This window comes from Erwinia sp. LJJL01 (assembly GCF_047300805.2).
In the GTDB taxonomy this organism is placed as follows: domain Bacteria; phylum Pseudomonadota; class Gammaproteobacteria; order Enterobacterales; family Enterobacteriaceae; genus Erwinia; species Erwinia aphidicola.
Genome location: NZ_CP178576.1, coordinates 1,298,199 through 1,320,860 on the forward strand (window position 1 = coordinate 1,298,199; position 22,662 = coordinate 1,320,860).

Sequence of the window (22,662 nt, forward strand, 5' to 3'; positions counted from 1 at the left end):
CCGCAATCCCCCTAACAAACACCTTCAGGAGAAACTATGTCGCGTGAAATCAGTACGGAAAATGCGCCAGCCGCCATCGGACCTTACGTTCAGGGTGTCGATCTTGGCAGTATGATCATCACTTCCGGCCAGATCCCGGTCGATCCAAAAACCGGCGCGGTTGCCGACGATATCGCTGCACAGGCGCGCCAGTCGCTGGAAAACGTGCAGGCCATTGTGGAAGCAGCCGGTCTGAAAGTGGGCGATATCGTGAAAACCACGGTGTTCGTTAAGGATCTCAACGACTTTGCTACCGTTAATGCCACTTACGAAGCGTTCTTCACTGAGCACAACGCCAGCTTCCCTGCACGTTCCTGTGTGGAAGTGGCGCGCCTGCCAAAAGATGTGAAAATCGAAATCGAAGCGATTGCCGTTCGCCGTTAAGCGGCGCGCATGCGTCTGTTTGTAGGGGTCGATCAACGATCGACCCTCCGGGCGTCTGTTTGTAGGGGTCGATCAGCGATCGACCCGCAGTTATTTCCCGTAGCGCAATAATTTCTCAATCGGATAGACCAGCGCAATCACCACTTCATCCTGCGTGAGTGCCGCCTGGTCCAGCAGCTGATGCATCTTCGCCACTTCGCGTGCGCCGAAGGTTCGCTCCGACTCCATCGCATCCAGCAGTGACAGCCCCATCTGACTGATCGCCGCCACCTGTCCCGCCACCGGCAGCAGTGGCCGCAGCTGTGGGTTTTGCGCCAGCAGCGGCTCCACCTGCGGGATATTTTGCTGCCACGCTCTGAGCTGATGGCGAATCGCCTGCAGCGCCTGACGGTCGCCGCGATTGACGATCAGGGCATCGACCTGATGGTCCAGTTCGCGCACTTTATCGCTCTCCGCCGGCAGGATATCGGCCAGGCGATTAAAGGGTTCGGCCAGCATGTAGTGCCCGGCCTGATATTTCAGGTGCTGGCGGGTATACCACTGCGCGGGCTCCAGCGCCTCGGCAAAAATCTGCAGGGGGATGATGTCGCTGCTGTTCGCCAGCCGGGTCATTTGCAGCTGCGCCTGCGCGTGCTGCTGTAGCCCGACCGACACCACCGACCAGCTGTCGACCGCCGCCAGCCGTCGGTACATGTTCTGCACGTTGTTGACGTCCTGCGCCGACCACAGGCGCTCACCCACCACAAAAGCGCGGGGCCACAGGCGCACATCAATCACGCTCTCATCAACCATTTCGGCCCACAGGGCGGCTTCGCCACCCAGCAGATTATTGCGCAGCTGCGCCTCGTCGGGCACCGGAGGCGCAATGCCGGGCGGCGTCTGTGCCAGGCGGCTGCCCGCCGTCGGATAGCGCACGTTGCCAATGCGCCAGTAGCCGCTTATTTTGTCCCCCGTCACGCTGAGGGTCGGCTGCAGCTCCCCCATCCAGCTGTCGACGCGGAAGGTGAACTGATTCGGCGCCAGCCAGCGCACATCACGCACCATGCGGCGTGAACGCCCGTCGAAATCAATAAAGCCGCGCCAGCCGCCGACGGCGTCAATCAGCGTAAAGCTTCCGCTCAGCGGCTTACCCTTAAGGCGCGGCAGCGTGAACTGCCAGCTCTGGGCCACCTCTTTGTCCTGCAGCCGATCTGCGCCCTTCAGCCCCTGTGGCCACACTTCATTACGGTAGTGATAGCTGGCGGGCTGCGCCTGGTCGAGATAGAAGCCGGTGGAGAGAATGCCGCGATAGTCGTTTTTCGCCACCTCGCCCAGCGCATCCGGCCCCTGCCAGGACTGGATCACAATGCTGCGTGGCAGGTCGGGGTGATAGATCTCATCCCAGCCGACCATCTGGCGCCGATGCTTTTCGAGGATCTTCTCCACGCGCTGATTAAAGTACGCCTGCAGCGCATGGGCATCCTTCAGCCTCTGCTGCTGCATAAACTGCCGGATAGACTCAGAGCTGTTCCACTGGCTGGCATCGACCTCATCGCCGCCGATATGGATATAGGGGTCGGGGAAGATGGCCGCCACTTCACCCACCAGCGTGTCGATAAACTGATAGACCTGCTCATTAGACGGGTCGAGCAGCGGCTTGAATACCCCCCAGCCGCGCTCCATCTGATACGGTCCCGGCGCCGATATCAGCTGCGGCATCGCTACCGCCAGCGCCGAAGCATGGCCCGGGAAGTCGATCTCCGGCACCACGCGCACGCCGCGCTCGCTGGCATAGCTGACGATATCGCGCATCTGCTGCTGGCTGTACCACAGGCCGTCGCTGGCCTTTTCCTGCAGCTGCGGGTAGTGGCTGGAGGCGAAGCGCCAGCCCTGATCGTCCGTCAGATGCCAGTGGAACACGTTCATCTTTGCGGCGGCAATGCCGTCGATCTGACGCTTTAGCGTCTCAATGGGCAGGAAGTGGCGCGCAGAGTCGATCAGCATACCGCGCCACGGGAAGCGCGGGCGGTCGTTGATGGTGACCAGCGGCAGCGCGCCGTTATGCACCAGCTGCAGCAGGGTCTCCATGCCGCGCATCGCGCCAAAACGCGTCTCAGCGTCGAGCTGTATCCCGGCGCCGTTCACCGTCAGCCGGTAGCTCTCATCGCTGTCCGGCTGCGGCGTAGGGGCCACCTTGCGCGCAATGTTGATGGTCAGCAGGGTGGCGCTGCTGGAGACCGGCAGGCGCGGATTGCCGGTCTGGCTTGCCAGCCGTAGCTGCCAGCGCGGCAGCGCTTCGCTCAGGTCGTCGCCGCTAACACGCACCTCCAGCGGCGTGGTCAGCGCCAGGCTACCGCCGTCCTGCGGCTGCTCCACCTGCTGCGGCCACGGCATCAGCGGGAGATCGCCCGCAGGTGCTGAAAGAACAGAAAATGGCAGGAACAGGGAGCAGACAAGCAGCGCGCGCGGCAGTGACCAGGGCATATTAAGATCCTTTAATAATGGTGTTCCCTTAAAACATAATTCGCGGCTTACATCAAGTTACACTCCTGAAAAGCTGCGCCAGCGCGACCTTTTAACTTTGTCAGCTAAAACCCCCTGACAGAGGGTGCGGGTTAGCCAGACACTGGCTACGCTTATCCCATCAGCCTAACCCACAACTCTCCGGACTGAGCGATGCATAAGATCCCACCCTGGTGGCAGAATGGCGTGATTTATCAAATCTATCCCAAGAGTTTTCAGGACACCACCGGCAGCGGGACCGGGGATTTAGCAGGGGTCATCCAGCGGCTGGATTACCTGCAAACGCTGGGCGTCGATGCCATCTGGCTGACGCCCTTCTACCTTTCGCCGCAGGTGGATAACGGCTATGACGTGGCGAACTACACCGCCATCGATCCGCAGTTTGGCACGCTGAACGACTTCGACAATCTGGTGGCGGAGACCCACCGGCGCGGGATGCGTATTATCCTCGATATGGTGTTTAACCACAGCTCGACCCAGCATCACTGGTTCCATGAGGCGCTCGATCCGGGCAGCCCTTACCGCTCCTACTATATCTGGCGCGACGGCACCCCGCAGCAGCAGCCCAATAACTGGCTGTCGAAGTTTGGCGGTAGCGCCTGGCGCTGGCATCCGGAGAGCGGCCAGTACTATATGCATCTGTGGGCGCCCGAGCAGGCCGAGCTGAACTGGGAGAATGAAAACTTACGCGCCGAACTGAAGCAGGTGGTGAACTTCTGGGCCGATCGCGGCATCGACGGGCTGCGTCTCGACGTGATTAACCTGGTTTCCAAGCAGCAGGATTTTGCCGATGACCCCGGCGGGGACGGGCTGCGCCTGTATACCGACGGTCCGCGCATTCATGAGTTTATGCAGGAGATGAGCCGCGAGGTGTTCCGCCCGCGCCAGCTGGTGACGGTCGGCGAGATGTCGTCCGCCACGCTGGAGCACTGCCAGCAGTACGGGGCGCTGAGCGGGGAAGAGCTGTCGATGGTGTTCAGCTTCGATCATGTCGAAGTGGATTTTTATCACGGCCAGAAGTGGACGCTTACCTCGCTCGATCTGGTGGCGCTGAAGGCGATTTTTACCCACTGGCAGCAGGGCATGCACAATCAGGCGTGGAATGCGCTGTTCTGGTGTAATCACGACCAGCCGCGCGTGGTGTCACGCTGGGGCGACGAAACGCAGTATCGGGTGGAGTCCGCCAAGCTGATGGCGCTGGCGCTGCACGGGATGCAGGGCACGCCCTATATCTTCCAGGGGGAGGAGCTGGGCATGACCAATCCGCACTTCACCCGCATCATTGATTACCGCGATATTGAGAGCCACAACATGTACGCCGAGCTGCGAGCGCAGGGGCGCGACAGCGACAATTTGCTGGCTATCCTCGCCAGCAAATCGCGCGATAACGGGCGCACGCCGATGCAGTGGGACAGCAGCGAGAACGCCGGCTTCAGCAGCGGCACGCCGTGGATTGGCATGAGCGACAACTTCACCACGGTGAATGCTGCGGCGGCGCTGGATGACGAGAATTCGGTGTTTTACTGCTACCAAAAGCTGATCGCCCTGCGCAAACGCTATGCCATTCTGACGTTTGGCGACTATCTCGACCTGCTGCCCGACCATCCGCGGCTGTGGTGTTATTGCCGCCGCATAGCGGGGGAGACGCTGGTGGTGGCCACTAACTTCAGCGGCGACACGCAGGTGTGGCATCCGCCTGCCTACAGCGGCCACTGGGAGGTGTTGATCAGTAATTACCCGGACACCCACGTCACGCCGGGCGAAGTGATGCTGCGGCCGTGGGAAGCCGTGTGGTGGTATCAGAAAACAGCGTAAGGGTCTGGGTGGGGCCGGCCCTTGCCCCTATAGCGTGACCCCACTCTTAAATATCGCCAGCTCGCGGAAATCGTTCACTTCGTTGCGCGTCTGACGGCCGTTGGCGATCGCCACAATGGTATCGACAAACTGCGCCAGCAGTTCGGGCATCGGCGTGCCGTGGATCAGCTGCCCGGCATCGAAATCAATCCAGTGCGGCTTCTTCGCCGCCAGTTCGCTGTTGGTCGCCAGCTTTACCGTCGGCACAAAGCCGCCGTAAGGCGTTCCGCGCCCGGTGCTGAACAGCACCATATGACAGCCCGCTCCCGCCAGCGCGCTGGTGGCAACCGCATCATTACCCGGCGCGCTGAGCAGGTTTAACCCCGGCTGTTGCAGGCGCTCACCGTACTTCAGCACGTCCACCACCTGGCTCTGCCCGGCTTTCTGCGTGCAGCCCAGCGACTTCTCCTCCAGCGTGGTGATACCGCCCGCTTTATTGCCCGGTGACGGGTTCTCATAAATCGGCTGGTTGTGGGCGATAAAATAGCGTTTGAAGTCGTTGATCATGCGGACGGTACTGGCGAAGGTCGCTTCGTCGCGGCAGCGGCTCATCAGGATGCGCTCCGCACCAAACATCTCCGGCACTTCGGTCAGCACCGTGGTGCCGCCGTTGGCGATCATCTGGTCGGAGAAACGCCCGAGCAGCGGGTTCGCGGTGATGCCGGACAGGCCGTCGGAACCGCCGCACTCAAGGCCGAACTTCAGCTCGCTGAGCCGCCCCGGCTGACGCTTGTCGTGGCGCATCACGGCGTACAGCTGGTGCAGCCGCTCCAGCCCCGCTTCCACCTCGTCGTCCTGCTGCTGGCAGATCATAAAGCTCACGCGCTGCGGGTCGAACTCGCCCAGCGTCTGGCGAAACACGTCCACCTGATTGTTTTCACACCCCAGCCCAATCACCAGCACCGCGCCGGCGTTCGGATGGCGCACCATGTTTTGCAGCATGGTGCGGGTGTTTTCATGATCCTGCCCGAGCTGTGAGCAGCCGAACGGATGGCTGAACAGATGCACGCCGTCGATATCCGCCGCGTTATCCGTCTCTTTCAGGAAGCGTTGCAGGATCTGGCGCGCAATGCCGTTGACGCAGCCTACCGTCGGCAGGATCCACAGCTCGTTGCGGATCCCCACCTCCCCGCTGGCACGGCGGTAAATCTGCACTTCACGGTCCGCAGCCTGCGGCGGCAGCGTAGCGAAAGCAGGCTGATAATGATAGTCGTCGAGATCGTTGAGATTGGTGCGCGCATTGTGCGAGTGGATAATCTCCCCGGCGGCGATCGGCTGGGTAGCATGGCCGATAGGCAGGCCGTACTTCACCACCAGCTCGCCCCCGGCCAGCGGCTGCAGCGCAAATTTATGCCCGCGCCCAACCGCCTGTTTCAGCACCAGCGGCTGCTCACCCTCGCTGATGCTCTCCCCTTCCTGCAGGTCGCGCAGCGCCACGGCAACATTGTCGAGGCTGTGGATCTTAATGATGCTTTGCATGTATCGGCCTTAGTTCAGCTGCGCCAGCGCGGCGCGCATCCCGAGCGTGTTGATGTGGTGTAAGTGAGCGGTAACCTGCGCCGCCAGCCCCGGTAACCTGGTTAAATCCTGCCCCCAGTGCGCCGCATCGCTCAGCACCTCGGCGACCAGCCGTTCGAGAGGAATGTCGCGGCACTCAACCTGCGGCCACAGCGTGGCGAAGCGCTGCAGCCAGTGCGCGTCATCCTGCAGGCTGTAGCGCACGCCCGCCCGTTCACCGCGGTAGTAAGCCAGCAGCGCCGCCAGCGCGAAGCTGAGGCGCGGTGACGGCTGGCCGTGCCGGGCGATCTGCCACAGCAGCGCGGGCAGCAGGCGGGTGCGGAATTTGGTCATGCCGTTCAGCGCGATGGCGCTGAGCGAGTGGCGAATATAGGGATTGCGAAAGCGGCTCAGCACCGCATCGGCAAACGCATTCAGCTCGTCACGCGGCTGCGCCAGCGTCGGGATAATCTCATCACGCAGCGTGCGCTCAACAAACTGCGCCAGCGCGCTGTCGTCCATCGCTTCTCCCACCGCCTCCAGCCCGGCCAGAAACGCCACCGGCACCATGGCGGTGTGCGCGCCGTTGAGGATCGCCACCTTGCGCTCTTTATAGGGTTTGATGTTGTCCACCAGGCGGATATTCAGCGCCAGGCTGTCGAGCCGCAGCTCGTCGGCCAGCGCTGGCGGCCCCTGGATCACCAGCTGGTAATAGACCTCCCCCGCCACCAGGTAGTCGTCGCGATAGCCCAGTTCGGCCTGTACCCCGGCGGCATCGTCGGGGTAGCCGGTAACAATGCGGTCCACCAGCGTGGAGCAAAAGAGGTTGTGTTGCTCAACCCACTGCATAAAGGCGGCGGGCAGCTGCCAGTGCTGCGCGGTTTGCCGCACGCAGCTCAGCAGCGCGGCGCCGTTATCGTCGATCAGTTCACAGGGCAGCATCACCCAGCCCTTGTCCGCCGCGCCGTCAAAGTGCTGCCAGCGCTCAAACAGCAACCGCGTCAGCTTCGCCGGGAAGCTGACGGGCGGTGCGGCGTCCAGCCGATCCTGCGGGTCAAAGTAGATCCCCGCTTCGGTGGTATTGGAAACCACAACACGCAGCAGCGGATCGCGCGCCAGCGCCAGAAACTCGGCAAACTGTTCTGCCGGCTGGATCTCACGATTCAGCGAGCGGATCAACCGCGGTTCGCTCACCACTTCACCCTGCGCATTGATGCCGCGGATCAGCGTGGTATACAGCCCGTCCTGATGATTCAGGCTGCGCGGGCTGTGGCTGCTGCGCGGCCTGACCACCACGATCCCGGCATCGAGATCGCTGTGCTGGTTGAGCAGATCGATCTGCCAGTCGATAAAGGCGCGTAAGAAGTTGCCCTCCCCGAACTGGATAATGCGCTCGGGATAGTGACGCCCCGGAAAATCGCGGCGGTTCAGCTGCTGCATGTGCACCTCTCCTTACAGCTCGATGGCGAAGTAGTCGCGGGCGTTGTTAAAGCAGATGTTCTGCACCATTTCGCCCAGCAGCGCGATATCGCCCGGCGCTTCGCCTTTTTCTACCCAGCGGCCGATCATCTGGCACAGCAGGCGGCGGAAATATTCGTGGCGCGTGTAGGAGAGGAAGCTGCGGCTGTCGGTCAGCATGCCGACAAAGCGGCTCAGCAGGCCCATCTGCGCCAGCTGGGTCATCTGCCGCTCCATGCCGTCCTTCTGGTCGTTGAACCACCAGGCGGAACCAAACTGCATCTTGCCCGGCTGCCCTTCGCCCTGGAAGTTTCCGGCCATGGTCGCCAGCACCTCGTTATCACGCGGGTTGAGGCAGTAAAGGATGGTTTTCGGCAGCGCGTTATCGCGGTTCTGCGCATCCAGCAGTTTCGACAGCGGCTCCGCCAGCGGGCGGTCGTTAATTGAGTCGAAGCCGACGTCCGGCCCCAGCAGCTGCAGCTGGCGGCGGTTGTTATTGCGCAGCGCGCCGATGTGATACTGCTGCACCCAGCCGCGACGGGCGTATTCTGCGCCCAGCCATACCAGCACCGCCGTTTTAAACTGCGCGACTTCAGACTCGGGCGGGATAGTCCCGGCCAGGCGGCGGGCAAGAATGCCGTCCAGCGTGGCTTCATCCGCTTCGCCATACAGCACCACGTCCAGCGCGTGATCCGACACCTTACAGCCGTGAGCGGCGAAGTGATCGAGGCGCGTTTTCAGCGCACGCTTAAGGTCGTCAAAGCGCGTGATATCGGTATCGGAGACTGCCGCAAGGGTTTGCAGATAGTCGGTGAACCCTTCCGCTTCGATATTAAAGGCTTTATCCGGCCGCCAGCTCGGCAGAACTTTGGTGGCAAAGCTGCCGTCTGCGGCCAGCGCACGGTGGTGGCGCAGATCGTCAACCGGATCGTCGGTGGTGCCAACCATCTTCACGTTCATCTGCTGCATGATGCCGCGCGCGCTGAAGGCATCCTGCGCCAGTAAATCGTTGCACTGGTGCCAGATAGCATCGGCGGTTTTTGGCGACAGCAGCGTGTCGGTGATGCCAAACGGGCGGCGCAGCTCCAGGTGCGTCCAGTGGTACAGCGGGTTGCCGATGGTGTCCGGCACCGTGCGCGCCCAGGCGTCAAACTTTGCGCGGTCGCTGGCATCCCCGGTACATAACGCTTCCGGCACGCCGTTGGCGCGCATGGCGCGCCATTTGTAGTGGTCCCCTTTCAGCCAGATATCGTAGAGATTGGTAAAGCGGTAATTTTCGGCAATCTGCTGCGGCGGCAGGTGGCAGTGATAGTCGAAAATCGGCTGGTCGGCAGCGTAGTCGTGATAGAGCCGACGGGAAAACTCACTCTCCAGTAAAAAATCTTCACTCATAAAGCGCGACATAGGGTCTCTCCTGCTTTGTGACAATGCCAGTAAAGTTATCATACCAATTATGGCGAACGCTGAATAAATAGTGAGAATCCGATCACAAAAACACCACTAATTATCGCGGCAAAACCGCTCCACCCGGCAAAAAAGAGGCTAACCCGCTCTCTTTTCAGCGATTTTATTATCCCTCATTACAAAAATGGTTTTTGTGATGGCATTCAACTTTTAAATCTGTATGACAAGTTATCGTGACGGCGTTTTGTCAATCTATGTACAGATTTCTCACTGATGTGCGGGTGCTGATATGCAGCAAGCCGTCCCGCTCGATAGCGGTGTTCACCTCGGGTGCAACATCAATAATAATTACGGGAAGAGGTTTTAAATGCGTAAAATTAAAGGGTTACGCTGGTATATGATCGGTCTGGTGACCATCGGTACCATTCTGGGCTACCTGACGCGCAACGCCATTGCGGTGGCGGCCCCGACGCTGGAATCTCAGCTGCATATCACTACCCAACAGTACTCCTATATCGTTGCCGCTTACTCAGCCTGTTACACCATTATGCAGCCGGTGGCGGGCTACGTGCTGGACGTGCTCGGCACCAAAATTGGCTATGCGATGTTTGCAATTATCTGGGCGATTTTCTGTGCCGCCACCGCGCTGGCAGGCAGCTGGGGCGGGCTGGCGCTGGCCCGTGGCGCAGTCGGTGCGGCGGAGGCAGCGATGATCCCCGCCGGGCTGAAGGCCAGCAGCGAGTGGTTCCCGGCGAAGGAGCGTTCGATTGCCGTCGGCTACTTTAACGTTGGCTCTTCCATCGGGGCGATGATTGCTCCCCCGCTGGTGGTGTGGGCGATTGTCGCGCACAGCTGGGAGATGGCCTTTATCATCACCGGCGTGCTGAGCCTGATCTGGGCGCTGTGCTGGCTGGTGTTCTATAAGCATCCGAAAGACCAGAAGAAGCTCGACCCGGAGGAGCGCGACTACATTCTTTCCGGCCAGGAAGCTCAGCACCAGACCAATAACGGTAAAAAGATGTCGGCCTGGCAGATCCTGCGCAACCGCCAGTTCTGGGGCATTGCGCTGCCGCGCTTTCTTGCGGAACCCGCGTGGGGCACCTTCAACGCGTGGATCCCGCTGTTTATGTTTAAGGCTTACGGCTTCAATTTGAAAGAGATCGCCATGTTTGCCTGGATGCCGATGCTGTTCGCCGATCTCGGCTGCATCGTTGGGGGCTACCTGCCGCCGTTTTTCCAACGGGTGTTTGGCGTAAACCTGATTGTCTCACGCAAGCTGGTGGTGACCATGGGCGCGGTGCTGATGATCGGCCCCGGTACTATCGGCCTGTTTACCAGCCCGTATGCGGCGATTGCGCTGCTGTGCGTCGGCGGCTTTGCCCACCAGGCGCTGTCCGGCGCGCTGATTACGCTCTCATCCGACGTGTTTGGCCGTAATGAAGTGGCGACAGCCAACGGCCTGACCGGGATGGCGGCGTGGACGGCCAGCACCCTATTTGCGCTGGTGGTCGGGGCGCTGGCGGATACGCTCGGCTTCAGCCCGCTGTTTGCCGCGCTGGCGGTGTTTGACCTGCTGGGCGCGATAGTGATCTGGACGCTGCTGAAGAACCAGCCGATTTCCGAGCTTGAGCAGAAGAAGAAGGAGCGCGTGGTCGGGGCGGTGACGCAGCATTCGTGATTGATATGACGGGCGGACCGAAAAAGAGGGTCCGCCCCTACGGCTCCGCCAAATGCCAGGGGTCGACATTTTTTCGGTCGACCCTTCACCGCCAAAAGTGGTATAACAAATTCCATTATCACCCTGTCCTCAACCGGAGCGTGGATCATGGAACCGACCGACTCGCGTCGCCTTTACCAACAGCTGGCCGCCGAACTGAAACGCCGCCTTGAACAGGGTGTTTATCAGGTGGGCGACAAGCTGCCCGCCGAACGTTTTATTGCCGAAGAGATGCGCGTCAGCCGTACCGTGGTGCGTGAGGCGATCATCATGCTGGAGGTGGAAGGCTATGTGGAAGTGCGTAAAGGCTCCGGCATCCACGTCATCTCCCAGCAGCAGCAGAACCGCGTTAACACCGACAGCAATCTTGAATTTGCCCATTTCGGTCCGTTTGAACTCTTGCAGGCGCGCCAGTTAATTGAAAGCAATATTGCCGAGTTTGCCGCCACGCAGGTGACGCGCCAGGATATTGTGCAGCTGATGGACATTCAGGCACAGGCCCGTAAGGAGGACCGCTTCCGCGACTCCGAATGGGATATGAAATTTCACGTGCAGATTGCCCTCTCCACCCAGAACAGCGCGCTGGCCGCAATTGTCGAAAAGATGTGGCTGCACCGCCGCCACAATCCTTACTGGCTGAAGCTGCACGAGCATATCGACGACAAATCGATTGAGAGCTGGTGTGAAGATCACGACAACATCCTTAAGGCGCTGATGCGTAAAGACCCTGCCGCCAGCAAGCTGGCGATGTGGCAGCACCTGGAAAACACCAAGCAGATGTTGTTTCATGCCACCACCGACGATTTTGAATTTAACGTCGACCGCTATATGTTTGCTGAAAATCCGGTGGTCACCCTCGATACCGCTGCCAACGACGAAAAATAGCACTCTTGATCCAGGCTGGCCTAACCCATTGAGTAAAATACGTTCAATAGTGTCAGCCTGTGTAAAACTCCTTCCTGCCAGCCGATTCCAACGGTAAAACATCGTTGGCCCGGTGTTTCTTCCTGTCCAGGCTTACGTAATTTTGTTACAGTTATCTGGCTTTTTTTACTCTTGCAACAGGGTGCAAAAAGCACAGTGATTTTCACTGGCTTCGCTGTTCAGCCGCTCGTTACATGGCAAAAAGCACCGCTAAAATGATTAATTAAGTGTGTAAATAGCTGTAAGACGAGCCTACTTTGGTGTACAGGACGATTAATGGATATTTTCAAATCTCTGGTGCAGGCGCTGTGGCAACAGGATTACGCCACTCTGGCTGACCCGACGCTGGTCTGGGCCATCTATTTTGTACTGTTTATGATCCTTTTTCTCGAAAACGGCCTGCTGCCCGCCGCTTTTCTGCCTGGCGACAGCCTGCTGATTCTGGTCGGCGTACTCATTGCCAAAGGCACCATGAGCTTCCCGTTGACGATATTTATTCTTACCACCGCTGCCAGCCTCGGCTGCTGGGTCAGCTATATTCAGGGGCGATGGCTGGGCAACACCGCCACCGTGCAGAAATGGCTGGCGCATCTGCCGGCGCAGTACCATCAGCGCGCACACCAGATGTTTCACCGCCACGGGCTGTCAGCCCTGCTGATTGGCCGTTTTATTGCATTCGTCCGCACGCTGCTGCCCACTATCGCCGGCCTGTCTGGCCTGAGCAATGCGCGCTTTCAGTTTTTTAACTGGATGAGCGCCCTGCTGTGGGTGCTGATTTTGACCGTAATGGGCTTTGCGCTCGGTAAGACGCCGATTTTCCGCAAATATGAAGATCAGCTGATGTTCTGCCTGATGTTACTGCCGCTGGTGCTGCTGGTGTTCGGCTTGTTTGGTTCGCTTTACGTCCTGTGGCGCAAAAAACATTCTAATGAGAAAGGAAACTCATAATGCCTGACTTTATTAAACTGCCCGCACGCTCGCTGCGGCTGCTTCCCTGGCTGGCGCTGGCAGTGGTGGCGCTGCTTGGCCTGGCGATGGTACCTGCGCTGTTTCGCAGCGATACCGCCCTGCAAATTCGCGCGTCGCGCCAGGGGATCAGCCTGCCCGACGGCTTTTATGTCTACCAGCGCCTGAACGCGCAGGGCATCCATATCAAAAGCATCACGCCGGAGCAGAATTCCCTGGTGATCAAGTTCGACTCCCAGGAGCAGAGCGCCGCCGCCGAAAAGGTGCTGCGTGAACTGCTGCCTTACGGATTTGATATCGCACGGCTGGATAATCAGGGTGCATCGAACTGGATTAACCGCATCAGCCTGCGTACGCAATCCATCGGCTAAGCCCTCTCGCCCCGCGCTCGTGCGGGGCTATCCCTAAGAATCCTCTCTCTTTTTGAGCTTTCGCCGTTTTCTGTCTATGCTTTATAAGCCGTAAATAGCGACACCCCTGTTTCAGGAACACGATATCTTCGATCCCGATATCCGCGCAAAGGAAGGTTACGACCACTATGACATACCGCATTATCCTCGGTGCAAGCCTGCTGGCTCTGGCCACCTTTAGCCAGGCGGCGTCCTTGTGCGAGCAGAAAGAGCAGTCTATCCAGCACGAAATCGACCTTGCGCAAAAGCATGATAACCAGCGCCGGGTCACCGGACTGGAACGTGCGCTGACGGAAACTCGCGCCACCTGTAGCGATGCCAGCCTGAGAGATGCACGTCAGGAAAAGATTAAGCAGCATCAGCAAAAAGTGGCCGAGCGCCAGCAGGAACTGAAACAGGTTGCGGACGGTGATGACCAGGAAAAGATCGCCAAGCGTGAAAAGAAACTGGCCGAAGCCCAACATGAATTGAAGGAAGTGCAGGCTGCCCCCTATTAAGGCCCTGTCAACGCTACTTAATATTATTAAAGGAGTTTTCCATGTCTAAAGATACTACCTCAGAACATCTGCGCGCCGAGCTGAAAAACCTGGCTGACACGCTGGAAGAAGTGCTTAGCTCCTCAACTGAAAAATCCAAAACCGAGCTGGATAAGCTGCGCAGTAAAGCACAGAGCGCGCTGAAAGATACCCGTGCCCGCCTGGGTGACTCTGGCGACCGCATCGCGCAGACCACGCGTGAAGCAGCAGAGCGCACCGATGTCTACGTGCGCGATAACCCATGGACCAGCGTGGGTATCGGTGCTGCTGTCGGTGTGGTTCTGGGCGTGCTGCTGACCCGTCGTTAATATGGCTGATAACCGTCAAAGCCAGGGCCCCGGCAAAGGGGTCATTAACATCGGGCAGCGCATCGTCACCACGCTGGTCGGCATGGTTGAAACCCGTATCCGTCTGGCGGTGGTGGAGCTGGAAGCTGAAAAAGCCAATCTGATTCAGATGCTGCTGATGATTGGCCTGACTATGCTGTTCACCGCGTTTGGTCTGATGAGCCTGATGGTGCTGATTATCTGGGCAGTAGATGCACAATACCGGCTGATGGCAATTGCCATTACCACCGGCGTGCTGTTCGCTCTGGCCTTGATATTGGGCCTGTGGACGCTGGCAAAATCGCGGCGTTCTACCCTGCTCAGCGCCACCCGCAAGGAGCTGTCGGAAGACCGCAAGCTGCTGGAGGATGAGTGATGAGCCGTGAACGTGAAGCCCGAAAGGCGGCGCTGCTGAAGGAGATCCAGCAGCAGCGCCTGGACCTGAGTGCCGGGCGTAAAGCCTGGCTCGTACGGACCGAGCGCTACGACCACGGCTGGCTGGCTCTCCTCAGCGCGAAACGCTATCTGGCGCTCGGCAGTGGTCTGATGGCCATCTGGTCGGCGCGCAACCCGCGCAAACTCGGGCGCCTGGCCCGACGTGGCCTGGGCCTGTGGAGTACCTGGCGCGTAGTGCGTAACTATCTGCCCCGCCGTTGATCGTTCTGCTTTTACAGCCGCGCTTAACCGGCGGCTGCACCTCACCAGTTTTCTTGAACAACTTCGACAGATTATCTCGCTTACAATAATTTCATCCCGCGCATATTATCTCCAGCAACGAACGGCAGTGTGCGCTTAAGACGCCTCAGGCCTAAGTAAAAGCTCGGTCGGGCTGCTGCACGACCTTCAATTCTTGTTTGGGGTAATCATGAAAAAATTAGAAGATAGCGGTATGGTACTGGCGCGTATCCTGATGGCTGTGCTGTTTATTGTGGCAGGCTGGGGCAAACTGACCAACTACGAAGGTACGCAGCAGTTTATGGCCTCCATGGGCATTCCGGCGCTGTTTGTGCCGCTAACCGTGCTGCTGGAGTTTGGCGGTGGTCTGGCTATCGTATTTGGCTTTTTCACCCGTACCACCGCGCTGATTACTGCGGTGTTCACCATCCTGACGGCGATTCTGGCGCACAGTAATTTCGCCGTTGATGGCTCAACCATGTTCCTGAAAAATGTCAGCATTGCAGGCGGTTTCCTGCTGCTGGCTATCACCGGCCCTGGCGCATTCAGCATCGACCGGGCGTTGGGTAAGAAGTGGTAAGTTCGCTATACTGATTTTATCGGGGGCGGGGATCATATCCTCGCCCCTTTTCATTTGCAGCAGCACAGGGAGGAAGTATGGGACAACTTATTGACGGCGTCTGGCACGATCGGTGGTATGACACCAAATCGACCGGCGGCCGCTTTAAACGCTCCGAATCGGCCTTTCGCAACTGGGTCACTGCCGATGGCAGCGCAGGCCCGCACGGCAAGGGTGGATTTCAGGCGGAGGCGGGGCGCTATCACCTGTATGTTTCACTGGCCTGCCCGTGGGCGCACCGCACGCTGATTATGCGCCAGCTGAAAGGGCTGGAGGAGATGATCACCGTCTCCGTGGTGCATCCGCTGATGCTGGAGAACGGCTGGACGTTTGATGAAGATTTCCCTGCTGCTACCGGCGACAGCCTGTATCAGAACGAATATCTTTACCAACTTTACCTGCATGCAGACCCGCAGTATAGCGGGCGCGTTACCGTGCCGGTGCTGTGGGATAAACATCAGCACACCATCGTGAGCAATGAGTCCGCCGATATCATCCGCATGCTGAACAGCGCATTTGATGGCGTAGGCGCGCGCGCCGGCGATTATTATCCGGCAAACCTGCGGGCAGAAATTGATGAGCTGAACGCCTGGATCTACGACAGCGTCAACAATGGCGTGTATAAGTCAGGATTTGCCACCAGCCAGGCGGCTTACGATGAGGCGGTGAATGCGCTATTCATCGCGCTGGATCGGCTGGAGTCGATCCTCGGCAAGCATCGCTATCTGACCGGGGAGCAGCTGACCGAAGCCGATATTCGGCTGTGGACCACGCTGGTGCGCTTCGACCCGGTGTACGTCACCCACTTTAAGTGCGACCGCCATCGCATCGGCGACTGTCTCAATCTCAACGGTTTCCTGCGCGATCTGTACCAGATGCCGGGCCTGGCCGAGACGGTGAATATTGAGCATATCCGCCATCACTACTACTGCAGCCACAAAACCATCAATCCGAGCGGCGTGATCTCACTCGGCCCGGCCTGGGACTGGGATGAGCCGCACGGACGCGACCGTCACTTTGGCTGATTTTTGACATAAGGAGCGAAATCAACTTTCGCTCCCGGCTTCTCCGGCCATTTCTTGATCTGGCACAACTTCCCGCCTCTGGCGCTTACGTATCTTTATTGATGTATTCGCCTGATGCGGGATATCCGCCAGATTTCAACCCGGAGAGAAGCCATGATCAAACCCCTCGCTTTCTGCCTTGCCGTCGTGATGCTGTGCTATGTGGCGTTTGTCGGCCACTATTACTATCAGACTTTTTCAACCTTCAGCGGTATTCAACATAGCCAGGAGATCGCTGCGTCAGATAATCCCGCGTCCTGACCCGTCAGCGTGCTGCGGGGGGTTAACTCTGGCGCTGTTTTGCCAGCAGCTTTGGTATCTCCCGCAGGCACCATGACTTCGCTTCACCCATACTGTCACGCCGCCACGCCATAATAATATCCACTTCCCGCGTATATTCCGGGCTGACCACCCGCAGGCGCCCTTCGTTAATATCCTTTTCCACCATCGAATACGGCATGGTGCCGACGCCCAGCCCCGCCAGCAGCGCACGATGCTTATCTTCAATGGTACTGACCGTCAGGCGCTGCTGCTTGTCGAGCAGCGTTACCGTCAGCACCGGACGTTCGCGGGCGGTATCCGCCACCGCAATGCCGCGATATTTAACCCGGGTGGTTTCCGACAGCGGTTCAGGTTCCTGATGGATCGGGTGTTCCGGGCTGGCAACATAGACGCTGAGCAGCGTATACAGCTTGCGGGTGTTAATTTCAGACGAGGCGCGAAAATGCAGGTCCGGGGCAATCACAATATCGGCACGCCCCTGCTCCAGGCGCTCCCACGCGCCGGCCAGCACCTCCGTCATCAGCGACAGTTGGGTATTGGCTTTGTCTGCCAGCCTCTCCACCAGCGGGAACAGCAGCTCGGTCGAGACCAGCGCCTCGGCGGCAATGGTCAGATGCGTTTCCCAGCCGCGCGCCAGCGCTTCCGCATCGGTGGTCAGCTTATCGGCCGCTTCCAGCAGCACGCGCCCGCGCTCCAGCAGCATGCGCCCGACGTTGGTGAACTTGGTGCGGTGACCCGAACGGTCAAACAGCACCACATCCAACTCCTCCTCCAGCTTCTGCATTGTATAACTGAGGGCGGAGGGGACTCTGCCGAGTTCGTCGGCGGCGGCGGCAAAACTGCCCCGACGATCGATGGCATCCATGACACGCAGCGCTTCCAGCGTCAGAGCACGATCTTTGGCCATAGTAATTCTCTGTCAGGAAATTTGAATATAGCCAGCAGATTAACTGGCTAACAATCCGCCGTCCAGAAACTTAACATAACAGGATAATAAGGCCGGTCCAGTCCGGCCAATAAGGAGAAACGTATGATTACCAGTCGAACCGCAGAGCAGTGTGGCACAGCCGATTATGGCTGGCTGCAGGCGCGCTATACCTTCTCCTTTGGTCACTATTTTGATCCAAAACTGCTCGGCTACGCGTCATTGCGCGTGCTGAACCAGGAAGTGCTGGCACCAGGGGCTTCCTTTCAACCACGCACCTACCCGAAGGTCGATGTCCTCAATCTGATTTTGCAGGGCACGGCCGAGTATCGCGACAGCGAGGGCAACCACGTCACGGCGCAGGCGGGTGAAGCGCTGCTGCTGGCGACGCAGGCGGGGGTGAGCTATTCAGAACATAACACCAGTAAAGAGAGCAGCCTGACGCGTATGCAGCTGTGGCTGGACGCCTGCCCGCTGCGCGAGAACAGCGCAGTGCAGCGCATGGCACTACCTGACTGCCAGCGCTATACGCTATTAGCCTCTCCGGACGGCAGCGACGGCAGCCTGCAGCTGCGCCAGCAGGCGTGGGTGCATCAGGTGCTGCTGGAGCCGGGCGAAAGTTTCAGCCTGCCGCTGCACGGCGCACGCGCCTACCTGCAATCGATCCACGGTTCACTAAAGGCGGTAACCCAGTCGCAGCAGCAGGAAAGCCTGACCTGCGGCGACGGCGCCTTCCTGCGCGAAGAGCAGAGCGTGACGCTGACGGCAGAAACCCCGCTGCGCGCGCTGGTGATTGATCTACCGGTTTAACCACAGCGAGCACGCCGATCCCCTCCGCGCAGCGTGAATTTGCCTACGCCAGCTTAACCGGCCACTGGTTGAGCTGGATCCCGCGTTTCTTCGCCCCTTCGCCAAAATCTTTCAGCAGCGCTTTAACGTCCGGGTCGATATATTCCGCGCTGTCGTGATCGACAATCACCACGCTATTTTCCGGGATCTCCGCCAGCAGCCCCTTCAGCCGTGGATTATGCATAAAGGTCAGATTCTGCTGGAAGCTCAGCACGTAGTGGTCGTCGTAGCGCGTCAGATGCATCGCGTTGCGGTGGCTTTGATAGATGCTGAACAGCAGCTGCGTCGCGAGGCCAATGCCGATCCCCGCCAGCATGCCAAATATCAGAATGCCGCCAACGGTGGCGAGGAACGGCACCGACTGCTGCGCCCCCTGACGCATCTGCGCGACAAACAGGCCCGGCGCCGCCAGCTTATAGCCGGTATACAGCAGCACGGCGGCCAGGCTTGCCAGCGGAATGGCGTTAAGCATGCCGCTGAACCATAGCCCGCAGATCAGCAGCAGCACGCCGTGCAGCAGGATCGACAGCTTGCTCTGTGCCCCCGCGCTGACGTTGACCGAACTGCGCACGATCACCGCGGTGATCGGCAGGCCGCCGAGAAAACCACAGAGTGCATTACCGATACCCTGCGCGCGCATCTCTTTATCCGGCGACGGCGGCGGATTTTGCGGCCGCAGCTTTTTCAGCGCTTCCTGGCTGAGCAGCGTTTCCAGGCTGGCAACAATCGCCAGCGTCAGCGCCACGATATACACCGCCGGGTTCTGCCACGCCAGCCAGTCGGGGCGCTCCAGCTCGCCGGTCAGCGCCTGAATGCTGTCGAACGCGGGCAGTGAAATGCGCGGCAGACCGGCAGAGAGCTCGGGCATCAGCCGCGCGCCAAACACGGTCGCCAGGCAGCCCAGCAGCACCGCCACCAGCGGGCCGGGCGCCCAGGCCAGCCATTTATTGCGCTTCACGGCGGGCGTGGTCCACAGCCAGAGGATCAGCAGCCCGCTCAGCGACACCGCCACCGCCGGCAGGGAGATATTTAGCGAACCGCCGGTCAGCAGCGAGGTCAGGTCGCTCTCCCCTTTTGCGCCCAGCGCCACCGGGATCTGCTGGATAATCAGCAGAATACCAATTGCCGCCAGCATGCCTTTGATCACCGTACCCGGCACCAGGCTGATAAAGCGCCCGGCGCGCAGTACGCCGAACATAAACTGCAGCACCCCGGCGATAATCAGCGCCAGCAGCAGCGCGGAGAACGACCCCAGCGTTTCAATCGCTCCGGTGACGATGGTCACCAGCCCGGCCGCCGGCCCGCTGACGGCAAACTTTGACGGACTGAACGTGGTCACCACCAGCCCGCCGACCACGCCGGTCAGCAGCCCGACAAACGGCGGCAGCCCGCTGGCCTGCGCAATGCCAAGGCACAGCGGCAGCGCCACCAGAAACACCACCAGCCCGGCCGGAATATCCTGTCGTAAGGTTTTCAGGTTCACGCGCTGGCCTCCTCTGTTTGCTGAATCAGCTCCTTCAGATGGCCGCTGTGCAGGTCATAGACGCAGCCAAACAGGTCAAGATCGCTCTTCTCCCGCCAGGCTTTCACAACCGGGGCGGTTTTGACCAGCTGGGCAAACTGCGCCAGCACGTTCGCTTCCACCAGCCGGTTGAGATGCTCACCCTGCTGCTCTTGCGCGCTCAGCGGAGCCAGATCGGCCGACAGCGCCTGGCGCAGCTGGCTGATGCGCCGCGCCAGCGCGGAGTTCTCGTCGCTCAGCGGCATATCCGGCAGCGTCAGGGCCGCCTGCACCCCGCCGCAGCCGTAGTGACCGCACAGCACGATGCGTGAAACCTTCAGGTATTCAATTGCATACTGCAAGACGCTCATAAAGTTATCGTCGTTGCTCACCACCATATTGGCGATGTTGCGATGCACAAACAGCTCGCCGGGATGCGCACCGGTCAGCACTTCCGCCGGGACGCGACTGTCGGAGCAGCCGATCCACAATGAGTGCGGCTGCTGCCCATCTACATTTTGCCGGAAATAGTGCGGATGACGTTGGCGTCGCTGTAATGCCCAACTGCGATTTTTAGCTAACAAGGGTTTAAGTGTCGTCAAAATAGCCTCTCTTCTCCGCAAAACGGATTATCGCTGTCATCGATTAACTGATGGACCTGGAAATAAGTTTTAACATCTTAGTTAATAGAAATGGATTAAGACTAATCTTAACTAGCAGTAAATAGTGCATTTGTAATTTTAATTAAATTCGCTTTCTATTGCGTGGATATTCCTGCATGCGCGCGTCATACCCTTTACTTATCGATATATAAAAACACCATCAATTCATAGAGATATAAAAAATAAAATTTCAGATTATCATCTAAATAAAATACCCACGTCTCTTAAAGTAATTAATTTAATCATAATTATTATCCGCCCTGCGCAACGCGCAATATTATCTTATTGCTCTACAACGCTTTATTATTTAGTCACTCTATTTATCAATAATTGTCAGCAGATGCGGATTTATTTAATCAGATTTACATTCTTCCTCTTTCGGCGTTTCCCGCCCTTGTTGCCTGCTTCCCCCGATTGATAAAATTACGACACAGCTCACCAAATAAACAAAACTCATACCCTCATAACGATTTTATGGCAGACAAATCTATGGGCTATCCCTAAGTTGGTAGTGGAAGTAAAAACAATGAAACTCGTAACAAACTGTTTTAACAGCAAAAAATAATAATACTTATCCCTGTAATCGGGTTAGAGTGAATTCCTTAAGGTGAGTCACGCCAGAGAAAATTCTTAACCCGTAGACGTTATCAATAAAAAAATCAGAGCGTATCCTATGAGCAATCACGACATTATCGATGTAAAAGGCTGGATCGACTCCCGCCCGATCACCGGATACCAGTGGCTGACCCTCGCCCTGTGTTTCATCATCATCATGTTTGATGGCTACGACGCGGCGGCGATGGGTTTTATTGCTCCGGCGCTGATTGAGGACTGGGGCATCAGCCACGCAGAGATGGGGCCTATTTTGGGTGCTGCCATGTTTGGCGTGGCGCTTGGCGCGCTGATTGCCGGCCCGTGGTCCGATAAATTTGGCCGCAAGCGCGTCCTGCTGCTGTCGATTGCCGTCTTCTCCAGCTTCAGTCTGCTGAGCGCCTTCGCCCGCACCCCGCTGGAAATGGGCGCGCTGCGCTTTCTTACCGGCCTCGGGCTGGGTGCGGTCATGCCCAACTGCGTGACCCTGGTATCAGAATATATGCCGGAGCGCCGCCGCAGCCTGATGATCACCGTGATGTATAGCGGTTTTAATATTGGTTCGGGGCTGGGCGGGTTTGTCGCGGCCGGAATGCTGCCGCATTATGGCTGGCAGTCCGTGCTCGGTTTGGGCGGCCTGCTGCCGCTGCTGATGCTGCCGCTGCTGGTGTGGTTACTGCCGGAATCGGCGATGTATATGGTGGTGCGCAAGGTCAGCCGCGACAAGATCGCTGCCGTGCTGCAGCGGCTGGGGGGCGAGTTTTCCGCAGGCACCGCCTTTATTCTCAATGCTCCGCTGATCCCGAAAAAAGCGCAGGTGCTGCAGCTGTTCAGCCGCGGCTATGCGGGCGGGACGCTGGTGCTGTGGCTCACCTACTTCATGGGGCTGTTCGTCATCTATCTGCTGAACGGCTGGCTGCCGACCATTATGCGTTCTGGCGGCGTAACGCTGGAGCGGGCGGCGATCGTCGCCGGTCTGTTCCAGCTGGGCGGCACGGTTGGCGGACTGCTGGTCGGCGGGCTGATGGACCGCTTTAAGGCGAAATACGTTATCGCGCTGTTCTATCTGATGGGCAGCCTGTGCCTCGTCTCTCAGGGCATTTGGGGCTTTGGCCCGTCGCTGCTGGCGCTGCTGGTGTTCCTTGCCGGGGTGTGCATCAACGGTGCGCAGACCGGCCTGCAGGCATTTTCTCCGGCATTTTACCCGACCGAAATGCGCGCCACCGGCGTGTGCTGGATGCACGGCATCGGCCGCAGCGGGGCCATTATCAGCTCTTCCCTGGGCGGCGTGCTGCTCGGCGTGTTCCCGGGGCAGACCGCTATTTTTATCGTTTTGTCGCTCCCGGCTGTATTAGCGGCGCTTTCAATCACCCGACATCACCCCGCTCAGGTGTCCCGTCAGGTCAAAGGCATCGACCTTAATGACCTGCCGTCCCTGTCGCGTACCCTGAATAACCGTTAAACCAGAGGTCACCAC

At 58.8% G+C, this 22,662-nt stretch carries 22 protein-coding genes; 15 read left to right on the forward strand and 7 right to left on the reverse strand.

The features are described 5' to 3' along the window. Window positions 1-36 precede the first annotated feature (36 nt). Window positions 37-423, forward strand: a complete 387-nt coding sequence (gene ridA / locus ACLI4M_RS06810) for a 2-iminobutanoate/2-iminopropanoate deaminase (protein WP_048917319.1) — start codon at window positions 37-39, stop codon at window positions 421-423. A gap of 90 nt (window positions 424-513) precedes the next feature. Here ridA and ACLI4M_RS06815 read toward each other — a convergent pair whose 3' ends face one another. Then, a complete protein-coding gene (locus ACLI4M_RS06815; protein WP_133622641.1) occupies window positions 514-2,886 on the reverse strand; it encodes a beta-N-acetylhexosaminidase in 2,373 nt (790 codons plus the stop codon). A gap of 192 nt (window positions 2,887-3,078) precedes the next feature. Between ACLI4M_RS06815 and treC the strand changes: the two genes are divergently transcribed. Then, on the forward strand, window positions 3,079-4,740 hold the full coding sequence (gene treC / locus ACLI4M_RS06820; RefSeq protein WP_133622640.1) for an alpha,alpha-phosphotrehalase: 1,662 nt from the start codon (window positions 3,079-3,081) through the stop codon (window positions 4,738-4,740). A gap of 27 nt (window positions 4,741-4,767) precedes the next feature. Here the strand turns inward: treC and ACLI4M_RS06825 are convergent, their stop codons facing one another. From ACLI4M_RS06825 to uxaC, 3 genes are read right to left on the reverse strand one after another with little or no spacing between them, the layout of a single operon-like run. Continuing rightward, window positions 4,768-6,258, reverse strand: coding sequence for a UxaA family hydrolase (locus tag ACLI4M_RS06825; RefSeq protein ID WP_048917322.1), 1,491 nt, complete (start codon window positions 6,256-6,258; stop codon window positions 4,768-4,770). A 9-nt stretch (window positions 6,259-6,267) separates the two neighbouring features. After that, on the reverse strand, window positions 6,268-7,716 hold the full coding sequence (locus ACLI4M_RS06830) for a tagaturonate reductase (RefSeq protein ID WP_133622639.1): 1,449 nt from the start codon (window positions 7,714-7,716) through the stop codon (window positions 6,268-6,270). 12 nt (window positions 7,717-7,728) lie between these two features. Continuing rightward, window positions 7,729-9,138, reverse strand: coding sequence for a glucuronate isomerase (uxaC, locus tag ACLI4M_RS06835; protein WP_133622638.1), 1,410 nt, complete (start codon window positions 9,136-9,138; stop codon window positions 7,729-7,731). A gap of 367 nt (window positions 9,139-9,505) precedes the next feature. On the opposite strand from uxaC, the gene ACLI4M_RS06840 reads away from it, so the two are divergent. The 11 genes from ACLI4M_RS06840 (at window position 9,506) to ACLI4M_RS06890 (ending at window position 16,636) form a co-directional block, all read left to right on the forward strand. Next, on the forward strand, window positions 9,506-10,816 hold the full coding sequence (locus ACLI4M_RS06840; protein ID WP_048917325.1) for an MFS transporter: 1,311 nt from the start codon (window positions 9,506-9,508) through the stop codon (window positions 10,814-10,816). 147 nt (window positions 10,817-10,963) lie between these two features. Beyond that, window positions 10,964-11,740, forward strand: coding sequence for a transcriptional regulator ExuR (gene exuR, locus ACLI4M_RS06845; RefSeq protein WP_048917326.1), 777 nt, complete (start codon window positions 10,964-10,966; stop codon window positions 11,738-11,740). Window positions 11,741-12,055: 315 nt separating this feature from the next. Further along, window positions 12,056-12,727, forward strand: a complete 672-nt coding sequence (locus ACLI4M_RS06850) for a DedA family protein (RefSeq protein WP_048917327.1) — start codon at window positions 12,056-12,058, stop codon at window positions 12,725-12,727. After that, window positions 12,727-13,116 carry an EnvZ/OmpR regulon moderator MzrA gene (gene mzrA / locus ACLI4M_RS06855; RefSeq protein ID WP_048917328.1) on the forward strand — a complete coding sequence of 130 codons (390 nt, stop codon included), beginning with the start codon at window positions 12,727-12,729 and terminating at the stop codon, window positions 13,114-13,116. The genes ACLI4M_RS06850 and mzrA overlap by 1 nt, the downstream gene beginning before the upstream one ends. Before the next feature lie 167 nt (window positions 13,117-13,283). Further along, window positions 13,284-13,652 (forward strand): DUF1090 domain-containing protein, encoded by a 369-nt coding sequence (locus tag ACLI4M_RS06860; protein ID WP_048917329.1) that lies wholly within the window; start codon window positions 13,284-13,286, stop codon window positions 13,650-13,652. Between the two features lie 41 nt (window positions 13,653-13,693). Further along, complete coding sequence (locus ACLI4M_RS06865) at window positions 13,694-13,999, forward strand: DUF883 family protein (protein ID WP_048917330.1); 306 nt, start codon at window positions 13,694-13,696, stop codon at window positions 13,997-13,999. A gap of 1 nt (window position 14,000) precedes the next feature. After that, the gene (locus ACLI4M_RS06870; protein WP_048917331.1) at window positions 14,001-14,393 is read left to right on the forward strand and encodes a phage holin family protein; all 393 of its coding nucleotides are present in this window, start codon (window positions 14,001-14,003) and stop codon (window positions 14,391-14,393) included. Further along, the gene (locus ACLI4M_RS06875; RefSeq protein WP_048917332.1) at window positions 14,393-14,674 is read left to right on the forward strand and encodes a YqjK-like family protein; all 282 of its coding nucleotides are present in this window, start codon (window positions 14,393-14,395) and stop codon (window positions 14,672-14,674) included. Before ACLI4M_RS06870 ends, ACLI4M_RS06875 begins: the two co-directional genes overlap by 1 nt. A gap of 208 nt (window positions 14,675-14,882) precedes the next feature. Continuing rightward, window positions 14,883-15,272 (forward strand): DoxX family protein, encoded by a 390-nt coding sequence (locus ACLI4M_RS06880; protein WP_048917333.1) that lies wholly within the window; start codon window positions 14,883-14,885, stop codon window positions 15,270-15,272. A gap of 77 nt (window positions 15,273-15,349) precedes the next feature. Next, entirely contained in the window at window positions 15,350-16,336 is a 987-nt protein-coding gene (locus ACLI4M_RS06885) for a glutathione S-transferase family protein (protein ID WP_133622637.1), read from the forward strand. Between the two features lie 153 nt (window positions 16,337-16,489). Beyond that, window positions 16,490-16,636: a hypothetical protein gene (locus tag ACLI4M_RS06890; protein WP_166643151.1), complete on the forward strand. Its 147-nt coding sequence runs from the start codon at window positions 16,490-16,492 to the stop codon at window positions 16,634-16,636. 22 nt (window positions 16,637-16,658) lie between these two features. On the opposite strand, the gene ACLI4M_RS06895 is transcribed toward ACLI4M_RS06890, so the two are convergent. Continuing rightward, the gene (locus ACLI4M_RS06895; protein WP_099754119.1) at window positions 16,659-17,564 is read right to left on the reverse strand and encodes a LysR family transcriptional regulator; all 906 of its coding nucleotides are present in this window, start codon (window positions 17,562-17,564) and stop codon (window positions 16,659-16,661) included. Window positions 17,565-17,687: 123 nt separating this feature from the next. On the opposite strand from ACLI4M_RS06895, the gene ACLI4M_RS06900 reads away from it, so the two are divergent. Then, window positions 17,688-18,392: a pirin family protein gene (locus ACLI4M_RS06900; RefSeq protein WP_048917336.1), complete on the forward strand. Its 705-nt coding sequence runs from the start codon at window positions 17,688-17,690 to the stop codon at window positions 18,390-18,392. A gap of 43 nt (window positions 18,393-18,435) precedes the next feature. Here the strand turns inward: ACLI4M_RS06900 and ACLI4M_RS06905 are convergent, their stop codons facing one another. After that, window positions 18,436-19,914, reverse strand: coding sequence for a SulP family inorganic anion transporter (locus ACLI4M_RS06905; RefSeq protein WP_133622636.1), 1,479 nt, complete (start codon window positions 19,912-19,914; stop codon window positions 18,436-18,438). Beyond that, complete coding sequence (locus ACLI4M_RS06910) at window positions 19,911-20,534, reverse strand: carbonic anhydrase (RefSeq protein ID WP_133622635.1); 624 nt, start codon at window positions 20,532-20,534, stop codon at window positions 19,911-19,913. Before ACLI4M_RS06910 ends, ACLI4M_RS06905 begins: the two co-directional genes overlap by 4 nt. Before the next feature lie 733 nt (window positions 20,535-21,267). Between ACLI4M_RS06910 and ACLI4M_RS06915 the strand changes: the two genes are divergently transcribed. Beyond that, window positions 21,268-22,647, forward strand: coding sequence for an MFS transporter (locus tag ACLI4M_RS06915; protein ID WP_048914525.1), 1,380 nt, complete (start codon window positions 21,268-21,270; stop codon window positions 22,645-22,647). Window positions 22,648-22,662 lie beyond the last annotated feature (15 nt).

Coding starts and splice junctions, on each gene's coding strand:
- ACLI4M_RS06850 (WP_048917327.1), top strand. CDS start 12,056: ATGGATATTTTCAAATCTCTGGTGCAGGCGCTGTGGCAACAGGATTAC.
- ACLI4M_RS06825 (WP_048917322.1), bottom strand. CDS start 6,258: ATGCAAAGCATCATTAAGATCCACAGCCTCGACAATGTTGCCGTGGCG.
- ACLI4M_RS06815 (WP_133622641.1), bottom strand. CDS start 2,886: ATGCCCTGGTCACTGCCGCGCGCGCTGCTTGTCTGCTCCCTGTTCCTG.
- exuR (WP_048917326.1), top strand. CDS start 10,964: ATGGAACCGACCGACTCGCGTCGCCTTTACCAACAGCTGGCCGCCGAA.
- ACLI4M_RS06870 (WP_048917331.1), top strand. CDS start 14,001: ATGGCTGATAACCGTCAAAGCCAGGGCCCCGGCAAAGGGGTCATTAAC.
- ridA (WP_048917319.1), top strand. CDS start 37: ATGTCGCGTGAAATCAGTACGGAAAATGCGCCAGCCGCCATCGGACCT.
- ACLI4M_RS06865 (WP_048917330.1), top strand. CDS start 13,694: ATGTCTAAAGATACTACCTCAGAACATCTGCGCGCCGAGCTGAAAAAC.
- ACLI4M_RS06900 (WP_048917336.1), top strand. CDS start 17,688: ATGATTACCAGTCGAACCGCAGAGCAGTGTGGCACAGCCGATTATGGC.
- ACLI4M_RS06880 (WP_048917333.1), top strand. CDS start 14,883: ATGAAAAAATTAGAAGATAGCGGTATGGTACTGGCGCGTATCCTGATG.
- ACLI4M_RS06840 (WP_048917325.1), top strand. CDS start 9,506: ATGCGTAAAATTAAAGGGTTACGCTGGTATATGATCGGTCTGGTGACC.
- ACLI4M_RS06860 (WP_048917329.1), top strand. CDS start 13,284: ATGACATACCGCATTATCCTCGGTGCAAGCCTGCTGGCTCTGGCCACC.
- ACLI4M_RS06915 (WP_048914525.1), top strand. CDS start 21,268: ATGAGCAATCACGACATTATCGATGTAAAAGGCTGGATCGACTCCCGC.
- mzrA (WP_048917328.1), top strand. CDS start 12,727: ATGCCTGACTTTATTAAACTGCCCGCACGCTCGCTGCGGCTGCTTCCC.
- ACLI4M_RS06895 (WP_099754119.1), bottom strand. CDS start 17,564: ATGGCCAAAGATCGTGCTCTGACGCTGGAAGCGCTGCGTGTCATGGAT.
- ACLI4M_RS06890 (WP_166643151.1), top strand. CDS start 16,490: ATGATCAAACCCCTCGCTTTCTGCCTTGCCGTCGTGATGCTGTGCTAT.
- ACLI4M_RS06830 (WP_133622639.1), bottom strand. CDS start 7,716: ATGCAGCAGCTGAACCGCCGCGATTTTCCGGGGCGTCACTATCCCGAG.
- treC (WP_133622640.1), top strand. CDS start 3,079: ATGCATAAGATCCCACCCTGGTGGCAGAATGGCGTGATTTATCAAATC.
- uxaC (WP_133622638.1), bottom strand. CDS start 9,138: ATGTCGCGCTTTATGAGTGAAGATTTTTTACTGGAGAGTGAGTTTTCC.
- ACLI4M_RS06875 (WP_048917332.1), top strand. CDS start 14,393: ATGAGCCGTGAACGTGAAGCCCGAAAGGCGGCGCTGCTGAAGGAGATC.
- ACLI4M_RS06885 (WP_133622637.1), top strand. CDS start 15,350: ATGGGACAACTTATTGACGGCGTCTGGCACGATCGGTGGTATGACACC.